The sequence below is a fragment of the Streptomyces sp. NPDC034111 genome, assembly GCF_055575375.1.
Window position 1 is genome coordinate 12,794 of record NZ_JBVIST010000010.1, and the last position, 14,917, is coordinate 27,710.

11 protein-coding genes are annotated in these 14,917 nt (G+C 68.7%); 2 read left to right on the plus strand and 9 right to left on the minus strand.

The window, feature by feature from the left end; all coding sequences use genetic code 11:
- Window positions 1–30: 30 nt before the first annotated feature.
- From ACZ55A_RS22440 to tap, 4 genes are all read right to left on the minus strand, one after another.
- Complete coding sequence (locus ACZ55A_RS22440) at window positions 31–1,539, minus strand: beta strand repeat-containing protein (RefSeq protein ID WP_468842717.1); 1,509 nt, start codon at window positions 1,537–1,539, stop codon at window positions 31–33.
- Between the two features lie 137 nt (window positions 1,540–1,676).
- Window positions 1,677–2,468 (minus strand): IPT/TIG domain-containing protein, encoded by a 792-nt coding sequence (locus ACZ55A_RS22445; protein WP_468842720.1) that lies wholly within the window; start codon window positions 2,466–2,468, stop codon window positions 1,677–1,679.
- A 1,061-nt stretch (window positions 2,469–3,529) separates the two neighbouring features.
- On the minus strand, window positions 3,530–4,084 hold the full coding sequence (tpg, locus tag ACZ55A_RS22450; protein WP_468842721.1) for a telomere-protecting terminal protein Tpg: 555 nt from the start codon (window positions 4,082–4,084) through the stop codon (window positions 3,530–3,532).
- Between the two features lie 3 nt (window positions 4,085–4,087).
- Complete coding sequence (gene tap / locus ACZ55A_RS22455) at window positions 4,088–6,370, minus strand: telomere-associated protein Tap (RefSeq protein ID WP_468842724.1); 2,283 nt, start codon at window positions 6,368–6,370, stop codon at window positions 4,088–4,090.
- A gap of 365 nt (window positions 6,371–6,735) precedes the next feature.
- On the opposite strand from tap, the gene ACZ55A_RS22460 reads away from it, so the two are divergent.
- Both ACZ55A_RS22460 and ACZ55A_RS22465 read left to right on the plus strand, forming a co-directional pair.
- Window positions 6,736–7,209, plus strand: coding sequence for a hypothetical protein (locus tag ACZ55A_RS22460; RefSeq protein ID WP_468842726.1), 474 nt, complete (start codon window positions 6,736–6,738; stop codon window positions 7,207–7,209).
- A 71-nt stretch (window positions 7,210–7,280) separates the two neighbouring features.
- Window positions 7,281–8,969 carry an APC family permease gene (locus ACZ55A_RS22465; protein ID WP_468842729.1) on the plus strand — a complete coding sequence of 563 codons (1,689 nt, stop codon included), beginning with the start codon at window positions 7,281–7,283 and terminating at the stop codon, window positions 8,967–8,969.
- 34 nt (window positions 8,970–9,003) lie between these two features.
- Here the strand turns inward: ACZ55A_RS22465 and putP are convergent, their stop codons facing one another.
- The 5 genes from putP to ACZ55A_RS22490 form a co-directional block, all read right to left on the minus strand.
- Complete coding sequence (gene putP, locus ACZ55A_RS22470) at window positions 9,004–10,545, minus strand: sodium/proline symporter PutP (protein ID WP_468842731.1); 1,542 nt, start codon at window positions 10,543–10,545, stop codon at window positions 9,004–9,006.
- 280 nt (window positions 10,546–10,825) lie between these two features.
- A complete protein-coding gene (locus ACZ55A_RS22475; RefSeq protein WP_468842734.1) occupies window positions 10,826–11,077 on the minus strand; it encodes a hypothetical protein in 252 nt (83 codons plus the stop codon).
- A 172-nt stretch (window positions 11,078–11,249) separates the two neighbouring features.
- Window positions 11,250–12,272, minus strand: coding sequence for an AraC-like ligand-binding domain-containing protein (locus ACZ55A_RS22480; RefSeq protein WP_468842737.1), 1,023 nt, complete (start codon window positions 12,270–12,272; stop codon window positions 11,250–11,252).
- A 171-nt stretch (window positions 12,273–12,443) separates the two neighbouring features.
- Window positions 12,444–12,821: a DUF2267 domain-containing protein gene (locus tag ACZ55A_RS22485; protein WP_468842740.1), complete on the minus strand. Its 378-nt coding sequence runs from the start codon at window positions 12,819–12,821 to the stop codon at window positions 12,444–12,446.
- A gap of 334 nt (window positions 12,822–13,155) precedes the next feature.
- Entirely contained in the window at window positions 13,156–14,706 is a 1,551-nt protein-coding gene (locus ACZ55A_RS22490; protein ID WP_468843208.1) for a M4 family metallopeptidase, read from the minus strand.
- Between the last annotated feature and the right edge of the window lie 211 nt (window positions 14,707–14,917).

Consider the following 14,917-nt stretch of genomic DNA (forward strand, 5'->3'; position numbering starts at 1 on the left):
GCTGCTTGAGCTCAGTGCGGGGCGGTGGGCTCAGGACGGGTCGTAGACGAAGGGCAGGGCGTTGCTGGTGCCGGCTGGGGTGTGCGCCACGACGCTCACTGTGCCGGGTGCTCCGCCCGGGGAGATTGCGACGACCTGGGTGTCGGAGATCGCCGCGAACGAGGCCGGGGCGCCGCCGAAGGTCACCGCGTCGGTGTAGGTGAGATTGCTGCCGCCCAGGACGATTGCGTCGCCCCCGAGATCAATGCCGTGGGAGGGGGTGAGGCCGGACAGGACGGGTGCCCCGAGGTATGTGTAGTGCGGGTTGCCGGTGGCGGCCGTGCTGGTCCCGCCGGGTGTGGTGGCGGTGACGACGACCGTGCCGGAGCCGGGTGGAGCAGTCGCGGTCAGCTGGTTGTCCGAGAGGATATTGATGGCGGTGGCCGGGCTCCCCCCGAAGCTGACGGCGTTGGTGAGCGTCAGATTGCTGCCGAAGACGGTGACGGTGTTGCCTCCGGTGGTCGGCCCGAGGTGCGGGGACAGATCGCTGATGGTGGGCGCGACCAGGTAGACGTACGGCATGGGGTTGCTGGTGCCGCCGGCCGTGGTGACGGTGACATTGACCGAGGAAGGCGGCCCGGCGGGCGCGCTGACGGTGATCTGGGTGGCGGTGTTGGTGAGGACGGTCGCTGGGGTGAGGCCGAACTTCACTGACGTGGCGCCGGAGAGATTGCTGCCGTTGAGGGTGACCGTGTTGCCGCCCGAGGTAGGACCCGAGGTGGGGCTGAGGCTGCTGATGGACGGGATGGAAGCGGCGGCATAGGTGTAGGCAAGGGCGTTGCTGGTGCCGCCGGAGGTGGAGACGGTGACGGCGACCGTGCCCGAGCCGGCGGGGGCTGTCACCGTCAGCTGAGTGGGGGTGTTGGTAAGGATGGTGGCCGGGGTGAGGCCGAACTTCACAGAGGTGGCACCGGAGAGATTGCTGCCGGTGATGGTGACCGTATTGCCGCCCGAGGTGGGACCCGAGGTGGGGCTGAGGCTGCTGATAGCCGGGGTGGGAACAGCGACATAGGTGTAGGCAAGTGTGTTGCTGGTGCCGCCGGGTGTGGTGACGGTGACGGCGACCAGGCCGGAGCCGACCGGAGCGGTCACGGTCAACTGGTTGGCAGTGTTGGTGAGGATCGTCGCCGGGTTGGTGCCGAAGAGCACCGAGGTGGCGCCGGAGAGGTTACTGCCGTTGAGAGTGACCGTATTGCCGCCCGAGGCGGGGCCCGAGGTGGGGCTGAGGGTGGTGAGTTGGGGGGCCGCGAGGGTGCTGTAGGTGAAGAACACGTTCTGGGTGCTGGTTCCTGTCGGCGCGGTGACCGTGACCTTGACCGTGCCTGTTCCTGCTGGCGTCATGGCCGTGATCTGCGTAGCGCTGACGATGACGAAGTTGGTGACATTGGGGCCGAACTTGAGGAGGGTGGCGCCGGTGAAGCCGGAGCCGGTGATCGTGACGCTGGTACCCCCCGCTGGAGCACCTTGGGTGGGGCTGACGCTGGTCACTACGGGGGCCATGGTGCTCTTCTCCTTCTCGTACCTCCTGGGGCGGTCGCGCCCTGGCCGGCAGTTGTCGGCCAGGGCGCGGGGGCGTCGGCACCGTGCGCGCCGCGTGCTGTGCGCGGCCACTGTGGGGTGGTGCCGTGGGCGCCCGGTCAGGTGATCGTGAAGGCCTGGGCGTTGGAGTTGCCGCCACAGGTGTGGACCGTGATGGATCCGACACCGGTGGCCAGCCCGCCGGGGACGGTGACGACGAGTTGGGTGTCGCTTATGGGGGTGGGCACGACGGTGGCGGTGGCGGCGGCACTGTCGGTGAAGGTGACGGTGTCTACACCGACGAAGGCGGTTCCGTTGACGGTGATCTGCTCCCCTGCCGTACCCGAGGTGGGAAGCACCGAGGTGATGGCCGGCGCGAGGTAGTAGTCGATCTGGGTGGTGCCCGAGGCGCTGGTCCCGCCGGCGGTGGTGATGGTCACCGGCTGGGTCGACACATTGGCGACCTGGCCCGGGTTGGCCGGCGCGGTGAAGGTGACCTGGCCCGACTGGGCGGGGGTGACCGCTACGTTGCCGACGGTGCCCACCCCGACCTGCGTTCCGGACAGGAAGTTGGTGCCGAAGAGTGTGACCGCGCCACCGGTGGCGGCCGAGATACAGCCGACGCTCAGGGCTGTGGTGGTCGGCGCGGCGATGACGAAGAACGGCTGGGAGTTGCTGGTGGCGCCGGCGCTGCTGGTGACGCTGACGGAGACCTGGCCGGAGCACGGCGCCGTGGTGGGCACGACGAAGGTGACCTGGGTGGAGGTGACGGATGTCGGGGTGACCGTTGCCGCACCGAAGTTGACCCTTGTGGTGGTGGACAGAGCGGTTCCGTTGATCTGGACGGTGTCTCCGGGCTTGCCCTGGTTGGTGGTGGTGGTCGTGTCCACTAACGAGGTGATGGTTGCCATGATCTTTCTCCTTCGAACGTGCCGCTCTGCCGGGGTTGCAAGAGCAGGCGGATGGCTGAAGCGGCCCGCCACCGCATGGGAGGTCCCGGTGGGGCGGGAATGGCGTGGGAAGACCCGTTGCCTCCTGGCCGGCGTACGGGGGGCGGGTCGTCCTAGTGACGGGACGCGACGCCACATAAGGGGGCGCCGTCAATCTCGCTTGATTTGATTAAAGCCAAGGGGTGAAGGAGGCGACAGGTGAGATTGGTGCAGTGAGGGATTCATATGACCGTAGGGTTTAAGTTCCTTGATTGACTTCCTCCGCCGTTGCACGCCCCGGTGGGTGCGCAGCTGGTGTGATCACAGCGTCGGAGCCGTCGTGGATGGTCCCGTTCACGGGGCTGAGCGTCGTGCGCGACACCGTGCTGATCGGCGGCGGCGCCCCTGGTTAGAGGTGAACACCGGTGTAACGGGTGCGGTGTTCGCCGTGCTCGGCAAGCCCGGACTGGAGCCCGGTGAGGCCCGGCGCCGAGTGGGCTCGACGGTGCCCTGCGCTCGGGCACCAACGCCGACCTCGCAATGGGAGCCCGTACGCTCGTGGTGGTCGAGCCACTGGCGCACCGGTTTCCCCGCGAAGAACTCGACCGGCAGCTGGCGGTCGTGGGGGGCGCAGACGGTGGTGACCATCGGTCCTGATACTGCATCGGCACATGCCCTCGATCCCGAACTTCAGGACCGGACGGCCTGGGAGAAGGCGTATCGGGAAGGCCTTCGGCAAGCCACCGGCGCCGCCGGACAGCTTCAGGCCGCTTGGGAGACGGCAGGTGCGTGACCGCTCCCCCTGGGAGAGATCGCACGGGGTCAATTGCGGGACAGCCCTTGGGGAGCTGTCGGTGAAGCGGTCAAGCGGTCAAGCCTCGCGTGGCCGCGCCATTCGTGCCGTTCGCGCCGTTCGTGCGAGTCGCGTAGGTGTCGTAGGTCGAGCGGGTCGTGTTGAGTTCTCCGGGGCTTTCCGCGGCGGGGACGGCTTGTTGCGGGTCGGCTGCTGTCGTGTCGGCCAGCCGCTGTCGCTTCTGGCCGCTTCAGAAGGACACGTCGACGTAGTCGATGTCGGTGAAAGCGACTTCGAGGTCTTGGGCGCGGGTTCCGTTGTCCTTGAAGTAGATCTCCTGGAGGCCTTCGGCGACGATGTCGCGCAACTGCCGGTCGTCGGCGCCCTGTTGCCGGGCCTGGAAGAGGCGGTCGGCGTAGGCCGGGGGGAGGTGGACGGTCAGCCGGCGGATGCGCCCGTCGTCGGTTGTGCCGACCGGCGCGGTGTAGCCGAACCTGGCGCGGGTCTCCACGGTGATGCCGGTGCTGGTGGCGGCCTGTGTGCGGCGGCGCTTGCGGACCTGCGGCTGCCAGCGGGCGCGGACCTCGGTGTTGAGCCGGTCCGCGATGTCCTTGGGCGGGTGCTTGCGCTCGCCGGTTCGGTAGCGCTCCACGGAGCGCTGGGTGACCCCCAGGAGTTCGGCTACTGCCTTGGTGGTCTTGACCTTGCCCAGCAGGAAGTTCACGCGGGCCCGGGTCGATTTGGGCGGCTCGCGGGTGAACGTCTCGTACTCCGCGCGCTCAAGGGCGTCGTCGATCTCCCCCATGCTCTACTCCCCTTCGTCCAGGACGGCATCGCCGCCCTTGATGTGCCGGGCGGGGTTGTAGCCCTGCTCCATCAGGTCCACGGCCCACGCCATCTCCTGGACGCCTTCCAGCTTCGCCAGGCCGGGCGAGGGGCCGAGGCGGAAGGTGCCGGGGACCGGCTTGCCGTCCTCGGTGCGCGGGAGGAAGTCCAGCGGCGAGGGGCCGGCCGAGGCGTAGACGACGCAGTCGGACAGCACCGCGAGCGGGTAACGGCCGCTGGCCTTTGCGGTGTTGAGCATCTTGCGGTGCATGTTGACGCGGGCCTTGGAGATGACCGCGGCCCGGATGTCCGGCCGCCAGGTCGGGCGCTCCAGGGCCGGCCAGCGTTCGCCGTCGCGGTAGTGACGGCCTTGGGGACGCTCACGCAGCTTGCCGATGCCGCCCTTGACCGTGGACTTGATCGCCGACAGTACGGCCGCCATGCCCGGATCGACGCTCTTGTGCCTCTCCATCGCGTCGAGGAACGCGGCCTCGTCCAGGTCCTTGCTCACGCCCAGGTCGGCCATCGTCTCGACGTAGGCGTCCCTCAGCCGGTCGTGCCAAGGGTCCAGGTACGCGCCGGTCTCCCGCCTCAGGTACGCCTCGGTCGGCTGGACGTCGTAGCCGAGTTCCACCGCGTAGGCGACGGTGGGTGTGGCGTACCAGGCCGGTCCCTCGGGGCGTCGGCCGGAGGGGGTGAAGGGGCTGGGCAGGCGCGGGTCCAGCTCGATGCCGGAGAGGTCGACCAGCCAGCTGCCGGGGATCTTCTTGTCGAACACCGGCCGCTGGACGTGCTCGGGGCCGCTCAGGCCGACCGGCAGGCGGGCCGCGGCCGCGAGGAAGGCGGTGTTGATGTCCAGGCCGACGGCGTAGGGCAGCAGGCACTCATGGTCGGTGAGGAGCTTGGGGTCGCGGATCCACTGGTAGGCCTCCTCGTCCAGGAAGCCACCGCTCCAGCCCTGCGCGACGGGGTGTTCGGTGGGTGCCTCGGGCGGCGCGGGGTCGACCGGCGTCGTGCCCAGGGAGCCGGGGTTGTGGCCCTGGACCCAGTCTCCGGTGGCGTGGTCCTTGACGGCGCGGGTCGGGGGGCGCAGCGCGGTCATCAGCTCCAGGCCGCAGACGGCGGTGGAGCCGCGGGGCGTGATGACCCGGCTTGCGTATACGCCGAGGGTACGGGCGAGTTCGGCCGGCGGCAGGGCGTCCGCGTCGGCCCAGGCGCGGGGCTCCAGTGCATCCCAGGGCAGGATCGCCAGCTGCACGCATTGGCGCTGCCCGGCCTTCGCCGGCCGGTAGATCCGGGCCCACGGGCCGAAACCGCGTTGGGTGAGCTTCCACTTGGCCTTCGTGACCTGCTTGAGGACCGGGTGGTCCTCGGACAGCCGCAGCGAACGGCGGGCCTCGAAGCCCTCCAGCCGCGCGGGCAGGCCCAGCTCCGCCGCCGCCGCTTCGGTGAGCACGATCAGCGGGTCGGATTCCTTGCCGTTGCGGTGCAGACGCGGCGCACCGGTCCCGGACTCCCGCAGCGCCCACTCGACCAGCTGCGGGACGGTCGCCGCCGGGCACTCCAGCACGACGCCGCCGTCGCAGTACGCGGTGTGGTCGCCGTCGAGCACGGCGAGCGGACCGTGGGGGAAGCGCGGATCGACAGCGGCCTTCACGGCGGCCGGTTGCGCGGCGCGCTGTTTCACGGCGGGCTGCGTCACGGCACGCTGGTTCACGGCGGCCTTCTTCGGCGGGCGGTGCGAAGCCGATGGGCGGGTGATGTCCGGCGTGTGAGTGGTGGGGGTGGTGCGGGTAGTGCCTGGCGCGTGGGTGGGGCGTGGCGCGTGGGTGGGCGCGGCGGCCGATTCGTCGGCCGGGGCGGAAGCGGGCTGCGACGCCGAGGCAGTTGTCTTACCGTCAGGCCGAGCGGCCTGATCTGCGGACGCTGCCCGCGCCTGGGGCGCGGCGGCCGGGACGGCGGCAGCCTGCGACACCGGCTCAGGCTCGGACTCGGGCTCGGACTCGGGCTCGGGCTCGGCCGGGTACTTCGCCGCCCAGCCCTCCAGCAGCCGCTGATACGCCTGTAGACGCGGCGGGCGCGGCTCGGACCGGCCGCCCTCCCAGTTCTTCACCGTCTGCGTCGTCGACTTCAGCGCCTTCGCCAGGCGGGCCTGCGTGACCCCGGCCGCCTCCCGCAGCCGAGCCCGCTCCGCCGGCGGCGGCAACTGCGGCTCGTCCTCCAGCAGCGCATCCACCGCCTCGAACAGCTCTTCCTGCGTCGGCATGCTCCACCTCCGCAGCCAACCTACCAGAATTTACCCACAGATTTGCCCTCAGATTTACCTATGGATTTAGCCTCTGGAGTGGCGTGCGCCCCGTTGACCGCGGGTCATGTCCCTCAGTTGGACGGACCGTGGTGACCCACGTGTTCCCTCACGCTCTTGCAGGACAACACCACGTAGGCAACACCACGGAGGCAACACCGTCCACCTGCCGTGCCGTTACGGGCAACTCCGGCTCTGCGTACCTCATATGGCCCTGCACAGGCCGTCCGGCGCCCCACCTCGTTGCGTCCCATTTGGGCGCACCGGGGCAGGTCAGGGCGGGGCCTGCGTCCCGGGACGGAAGTGGGACGAGTGTCGGGGCGGGCGTGCTCGCCGTCGGCGCGATGATGGGCGGGGCACCGTCGGCGCCCGCCGGCCCGGTGGCGGCGACAGTGGGCGGCTGCATCGGGCATGTGTGCGGGACGGCCTACAACGGCACGGACACGCACGTCGCCGTCTGCAGGGACTGGTACGGCAGCGGGGGCGACCAGCGCTACCAGGCCCGTGGCTGCCGCCGCAGCCAAGTGGCGTATGCCAAGCCCCACAGCGTGTACGGGGCGCCGCAGAAGGTGGACCTCGATGCGTTCTACATCGCTCGCGGCACGAGTTACTCGGGCTGGTATGCGTGCGCACACACCGGCCGGGTGTACAGGACGTGGCGTCACTACGGGTCGGGGTGGTGGGAGTTCTCCACAGACTGCGTGGTCAAGCTCAACTCCAAGCGGGGCTGGCTCAGAGCCACAGGTGGCATCGTCTGCTCGCTCAGGGGCCTGGACCTGCGCTCCTCGCGTGCGTACTGAACTATCCGTGATTGATTACATACGGCAACCCACAGTGACAGTGTGTGTCTGGTTGCGAGGTGCGGGAGTGGGTGTGCGAGTCCACCATGATTGCGGAAAGGGAAGCGCCTGTGACCAAGACGAACGCCGTGGGGAGCGGGAGCAGCCCGGGAGCCGGCCATCTGCGCAGGGCGGTCGGCTTCTGGGGGCTGATGTTCATCTCGCTGGGGTCGATCATCGGCTCCGGCTGGTTGCTGGGCGCGCTGACCACTGCGGTGATCGCCGGGCCGGCATCGATGGTCTCGTGGGTACTTGCCTCGGTGATGCTGGCCGTACTGGCACTGGCGCACGCCGAGCTCGGCGCGGCCTATCCGATCGCGGGCGGTACGGCGCGGTTCCCGTTCTTCGCCTTCGGCCCGCTCGTCGGCTTCACGGCAGGCTGGATGTCATGGCTTCGGTCGGTGCTGATCTCACCGATCGAGGTCGAGGCGACACTGTCGTATTCGGACCGTATCGGCTGGGTGCACGACCGGGTCCATATGCTGCATCCCAACGGGACGCTTACGACCGCCGGTCTGGTGATCGCCACCGTCTTCATGCTGGTCTTCACGCTCATCAACGTCCTGGGTGTGCAGCTGCTGTCAGCCACGAATTCCCTGACGGCCGTGGTGAAGACGGCAGTGCCGTTGCTGACGGTCGTGACGCTGATGTCACTGGCGTTTCACGGCTCGAACTTCACTGCGGGCGGCGGGTTCGCTCCGCATGGCACACACGGTGTGTTTGCGGCGCTGCCGGCCGGCGTGGTGTTCGCGTTGCTGGGCTTCGAGCAGGCGATTCAGCTGGCCGGAGAGGCCCGTAATCCACAGCGGGACGTTTCACGTGCGGTGATCGTGGCCATGGCCATCGGGTGCGTGCTGTACCTGCTGCTGCAAGCGGCCTTCATTGCGGCACTGGACCCGGGCGCGGTGGCCGGCGGATGGGACTCCCCTGTCGGGGAAGGCAATTTCGGACCGTACGCCACACTCGCGACGGCAGTAGGGGCAAGCTGGCTGGCCACCGTTCTGTACGCCGATGCGGTCATCTCCCCCGCCGGAACCGGGCTGGTGTACCTGGCAGGTGCGGCCCGCCTGTCCTACGCCATGGGCCGCGAACGCGTGCTGCCGCGCTCGCTGGCCCGTGTCGGCCGCCACCGCGTGCCGGTGACGTCGATCCTCCTGGCGTTCGTGGTCGGTGAGCTGGCGTTCTTGCCGTTCCCCAGCTGGCAGGCGCTGGTGGGAGTGGTGACGTCGGCAGCCGCCATCATGTATGCCTTCGCGCCGGTGGCGCTGCACGCGCTGCGGCTACGCGACGGGGAGCGTGCCCGCCCCTACCGCATGCCCGCCTGGCAGGTCCTGGCCCCGGCCGGATTCGTCTTCGCCAACTTGATCTTCTACTGGTCCGGCTATGAAGCGGGCTGGAAACTCGCTCTCGCCGCCGCGCTCGGCCTGCTTGTCCTGGCTCTGACACGCCGAAGCATTCCGGCAGCCGCGCGCAGCGTCCTGTGCTGGCGGAATGCGGCATGGATCTGGCCGTGGCTGGGAGGCCTCGTCATCATCGGCCGGTTCGGCCGTTACGGAGGCACTCAAGCACTGCCCGAGTGGTGGGACCTGGCGATCGTGGTGGTCTTCAGCCTGGCCGTGCACTACATGGCCGTACGTCTGACACTCCCGCAAGCAACGGTGAATGCGGCGGTGGAGAACGAGGAGAAGGCGGAGGCCATGCCCGGCCGGCCCGAAGAGTGAAGAACACGGCAGAGAGGGGCCGGGGCCGGCCCGCCTACGACAGGCTGTGGGTGGTCAGGCCCTGTGTGGCGGGAGCTGTGGCTTCCATGGGGCCCGACCAGGTGCGCCGGGGCGGGCGGCCGACCCACTTGCCGAAGAGCAGAGCCGCCGCGGTCGCGGCCAGCACCCCCGGCACCATCTCGTAGATTCCCGACTGGAGCGGACCGAGGAGCGGATCGATCTGCTTCCACAAGAGGACCGTTGCCGCACCGGTGAGAATGCCGGCCATCGCGCCGGCCCGCGTCATCCGGGGCCAGTACAGCGACAGCACAATCACCGGGCCGAAGGCAGCACCGAAGCCCGCCCAGGCATAAGCCACGATATCCAGTACGCCACCGCCACTCAGAGCAATGGCGTAAGCCACCAACGCGACAACCACTACCGTTGCGCGCGCGGCAAGGACCTTTGAGGTGTCCGAAGCCTGGCGCTTGAAGAAGGCACCGTAGAAGTCTTCGGTCAGCGCCATCGCGGAGACCAGCAACTGGCTGTCCGCAGTGGACTTGATCGCCGCCAGCACCCCGACCAGGAGAATGCCCGCCACCCAGGGATTGGCCAATTGGGCACACAACGCGATGAAGACGGTCTCGGGGTTGTCGAGGTGATGGTCGATCACGGCGATTCCCACAAGTCCGATCAGCGAGGCACCGGCCAGACAGCTCACGACCCAGGCCACACCGATGCGGCGGGCCGCCGGAATCTCCCGTGTACTGCGGATACTCATGAAACGGACCAGAATATGCGGCTGTCCGAAGTATCCCAGCCCCCAGGCCAGCAGCGAGATGACCGCCACTGCGCTCATCGGGCGGCCGGCCGACCAGACATCACCGTCGAAGCCGGCCTTGGCGCCCATGTCCAGCAGCGCGGGCGACTTACGGTTGAGCGCCTCACTCAACGCACCGAAACCGCCCAGTGTCAGCAGCCCAATGGCGGGGAGGGCGATGGCGGAGCAGAACATCACCGTGGCCTGGACGGAGTGCGTCACACTGACCGCGCGAAAGCCGCCCAGGACCGTGTAGACGACGATGACCACAGCAAAAACGGTGAGGGCAAATTCGAAACCGCCGCCGAAAATACCCTCGAAAAGAACGCCGCCCGCCAGCAGACCACTGGCGACATAGACGGTGAAAAAGACGACGATGACCGTGGCCGAGACCAAACGCAGCAGTCTGCTGGTGTCCTCGAAGCGTTCCTCCAGGTATGCCGACAAGGTCTTGGCGTCGCCGGCACGTTCGGTGTAGGTCCGCAGTCGTGGCGCCACCAGCCGCCAGTTGAGGTATGTCCCGACGGCAAGACCCACCGCGATCCAGGACGCACCCAGACCCGCGACGTACACCGCCCCGGGCAGTCCCAGAAACAACCAGCCCGACATATCACTGGCCCCTGCGGACAGCGCGGCAACCAGGGGGCTCAGCCGACGTCCGCCCAAAGCAAAATCAGAGAAAGTCAGGTTCTCCTGATACGTCCAGATACCCACCGCAACCATCGCCAGCAGAAAAACCCCAAAAGTGATCATTACGGGGACGATCAGGAGTGTCATCGCTGCTCCTCGACGCAGGCACTGCTAGGTCACACGGGCCCCCGGCACCTGGGCAACGGGCCCGAACCCGAAGCTCCGGCACGAAGCTTCAGCGCGAGCCGACAATACGGACCCAGCAAGAACCGCGGCACCCATCCAACCGGATCCGGCCCACAAACACACCCCTGTGTCCGACACGCGGAACATCACATACGGAAAACGAACATCCGCCGCTGGCAATGGAGTTGGAGGACGGCGCGTGCACCGTCGGGGTGCACGCGCCGCCGGGATCGGGTGCTGATCAGACCAGCACCCAGAGTTGCCACTTGCCGCTGGCTCCCCGCTTGCAGTCCCACTCCTCGTAGGCGGAGTTACGTCCGTCGGCCTGGCACGCCCTCAAGGTGCGGTAGGTGCCGACGTAGATCCAGTCCTCGGTCGTGGTGGTGGATGCCGTGCCGGCTCTGGGAGGTGCCGGTGCTGCCTGTGCGGTGGCAGCACCCATCAGCGTGGCGGCTCCCAGCGCGACAGTGGTGATCCAGACTCGTGTCCGCATGATTCCCCTCAGCGTCGAAGCGTCTCTGTTGTCTCACCGTCGCGCCGTTCGGTGGCGTCGGCACCGCGATCGGGCGGCCGGCGGGGTTGCGTGCCGCCGGCGTTCGTCCACGGCACCCCGTGCCGGTGGGTGCGTCGGGCCGATGAGACGCACTCAGCATGGTGTCCGGCGCTCAACGTGTCGTTGACTGTCCTCGCACAGTGCTTGACGGTCCCTGCACGCTGTGGGCGTGCTGTGCTGCGTGCCGGTAGTCCTTGGGAGGCATGTCGTAGGCGGCGCGGAAGGCGCGGCTGAAGTGCGCGGTGCTGGTGAAGCCCCACCGGGCGGCGACCGCGTGGATGGGACGCGTCCGGAGGCGGGGGTCGGCCAGATCGCGACGGCAGCGGTCGAGGCGGCGCTCGCGTATCCAGGCCGCGGGGGTGGTGCCGTCGGCTGCGAACAGCTGGTACAGGTAGCGCACCGACACATGATGGGCCGCGGCGATGCTCGCGGTGGTCAGGCGTGGGTCGGCGAGGTGCTGCTGGATGTAGTCGCGGATGCGCACCTGCAAGGCCCGTCGGCGAGCCTCGGGTGTCAGGGTGTCCTCGGTGTCGAGGCTGCTGCCGAGCAGGGAAGTGATGAGGTCGGCGGTGACGGTGGCCAGGGTGGGGATATCGGCCGGGGTGAACTCGTGGGCGCGTGCGTCCAGGTCGGTCAGCCAGCGCGACAGCACGCCTCCTATGCCGCGTCGACCGGGCAGCGGGACGGCGAGCAGACGCTGGACGGCCTTTTCGGGCAGCGGCAAGAGGGTGCGGGGAAACTGGACGACGAGGTGGGGCCAGGTGCCCGGGGAGGCGGTGAAGTGTCCTCGAAAGGGGCGGCTGCTGTCCAGCAGCGCGATATCGCCGGCGCGGAAGGCCGTGTCCCGCCCGTCCAGGCCGATACCTACCGCACCGCCGAGGATGCAGTTGACCTGGTACACCTCCGGGTCGGACTGCCGGATCAACCGGGGTGTCCGTACGACCTCCAGATGCGGAAAGGAGAGGGCGGACAGCTGCATCTCGCCCAGCCCCATGATGCGCATGGCGGCGCGGAAGTCCTCCTGCTGATCGCTGCGGAGCTGGTTCGCCATGTGCGACTGCTCGGCGAACTCCTCGAACAGCGCGAACCGCTCCGGCGGCTCCACGACCTCGGTGCTGAACGTGGTCACCAGCATGGTCCGCCCCCGTGTCCAGTTGGTACGTCTACGACACAAACGTGACACGGGGGGCATGGGCAGTCGAGCGGCGCTTCGGCCGTTGTACGACCGGTACCCGGCCACCGGTCGTCGGCGGCGCGGCGTGGTGGTCCGCGGATCCTGGTCGCCGTCCGGGGAAGGCTGCCCCCGTCAGCCGATGGGCTCCACCAGCTGCGCGTACTCCTTGCCCAGCTGCGACATGGCGTGCCCGAACTCCTTCTGGGAGATGGCCTCTTGCAGAGTGCTGAGGACCGCCCGGACACCGCGGGCGGCTTCGGGATCGGTCAGGCCGGTGTGCTCGCGCACCCTGCGGACCGACTCGGCGGCACCGAACGTCCGCATCTCCCCCCGTCCCCCTTGGAGCGAATCACGCAGCGGCTCGGGAAGTTCCAGGGCCAGATCGCGGGCTTCGCCGTCGCTCAGGCGGAGTGCGAGCGTTTCGAGGGTGGCGCGGGTGAGATCGGCCGCTTCCTGCCGCGAGAGTCCCGCGCGGTCCGCCACTGCGCGGAAGAACTCCTTGTCGTCCATGTGGGCCTCCTCCGGATTCGAGGGGTGAGCGAGGGAGGCAACCTCACCCCTCACCTTGCCACGCCCCCCTCCCGCGTGCGAGGCGCCGCCGGACACTCGCTGTACGCACTCGGTCACGGCAGCGGCGGAGCACGGTCGGGGCGGCGGAGGGCGAGGCCAGGGGCCTGCTTCGGCAGGGTCGGCTTCGGTATTGGTCCAGTCCAAAGCGGCGACGCGTGCGGCGTGAGATCACCCTGTGCAGCGGTATGGACTGGACCAGTGGGCCTGAGGCGGTACTGCGTCCCGACACCGGCGGCGGTGTCGGGACGCAGTGGCGGCGGTGCGAAGAGGGCGTCTACTTCACGTTGAGGCCCGTCCAGGCGGCGCCAACTGCCTTGTACTCGGCGCCGGTTGTGCCGTACAGGTCCCCCGCCGCCTTCAGGGTCGCGGTGCGTGCGCCCTTGTAGTTGGTGGTGGAGGTCATGTACGTGGTGAGGGCCTTGTACCAGATCTTCTCGGCCTTGGCGCGGCCGATTCCGGTGACCTTGGAGCCGTCGTAGGTGGGGCTGTTGTAGCTGACGCCGTTGATGGTCTTGGCGCCGCTGCCCTCGGACAGCAGGTAGAAGAAGTGGTTGGCGACACCGGACGAGTAGTGCACGTCCTTGTCGCCGACGTTGCTCGACCAGTAGTCCGCCGAGGCGCCGTCCTTGCTGGGCTTGTCCATGTAGCGCAGCGGGGAGCCGTCACCGTTGATGTCGATCTTCTCGCCGATGAGGTAGTCGCCCGGGTCCGAGGTGTTCTTGGCGTAGAACTCGGCCGAGGTGCCGAAGATGTCGGATGTGGCCTCGTTGAGGCCGCCGGACTCACCGCTGTAGTTGAGTCCCGCGGTGGCCGCGGTGACGCCGTGGCTCATCTCGTGGGCGGCCACGTCGAGGGAGGTCAGCGGGTGGGCGTTGCCCTCGCCGTCACCGTAGGTCATGCAGAAGCAGTCGTCGTCCCAGAAGGCGTTGACGTAGTTCTTGCCGTAGTGGACGCGGGAGTAGGCGCCCTTGCCGTCATTGCGGATGCCGTTGCGGCCGAAGGTGTTCTTGTAGAAGTCCCAGGTGACGGCCGCCCCGTAGTGCGCGTCGACGCCGGCGGTCTGGCGGCCGCCGCCCCATACGTCGTCCGCGTCGGTGAAGAGCGTGCCGGTGCCCGACGTCTTCTGGTTGAGGTCATACGTCTTGTGGCCGCCGCGGGCACCATCGGTGAGCTGGTAGGTCGATCCGCTCTTGGTGGTGGTGAGCGCGACCTTGCCGCTGTAGGTGCTGGTACCGGTGCCGGTCTCGATGTCGTCGTGCTCGAACAGCTTCTTGCCGGTGGCGGCGTCGGTAATGATGTGCAGTTCGCTGGGCGTGCCGTCCTTCTGGACGCCGGTGACAACCGTCTCGTAGGCGAGGACCGGCTTGCCCGTGGCGGCCCAGATCACCTTGCGCGGTGTGCCGGTGGCCTCGGTCCGGCTGTCCTTCTTCGCGGCGGCAGCGCTGAGTGCGCTCTTCTTCGCCGCGGAGGGGGCGAGCGCGGCGGAGGTACTGGCCACGGATATCCGGGCGTTGGTCGCCTTGGTGAGGCTGCGGGCGCCGTTCTTGGACTGGTGTACCACCAGGTCGCCGCCGAGGACGGGCAGCCCGGCGTAGGTGCGCTCGTACCGGGTGTGCACCGTTCCGTCCGCGTCCTTGACGACGTCCCGGACGACGAGCTTCTCCTGCGCGCCGAGGCCGATCTTCGCGGCGGTTGCGGAGGCGCCGCTCTGAGCGGCCTTGATCGCGGATGCCCGCTGTGCGGCGGAGAGTTGGACCGCCGACGCGCCGGTCGCGCGGTCCGGCTGCGCGCTGGCCGATCCGGCCTGGACGCCGACCGCGACCATCGCGGCGGAGGCGACCAGGGCGGCAGCACGCAGGGTGTTCTTGCGGGGGGTGGACGAGATACGTCTCAACTCGGTCTCCCTTGTGAGGGCCGCGGGGTCGCGGTCCCAAGTACAGGCCGGGCAGCCGAGGGGTGGGGTGCCCGGTGGTGCAGGAGTGAATCGAGGGGAGACTGCCATGAGTTGACGCCTTTTGGCAGATGTTCAACGTGCA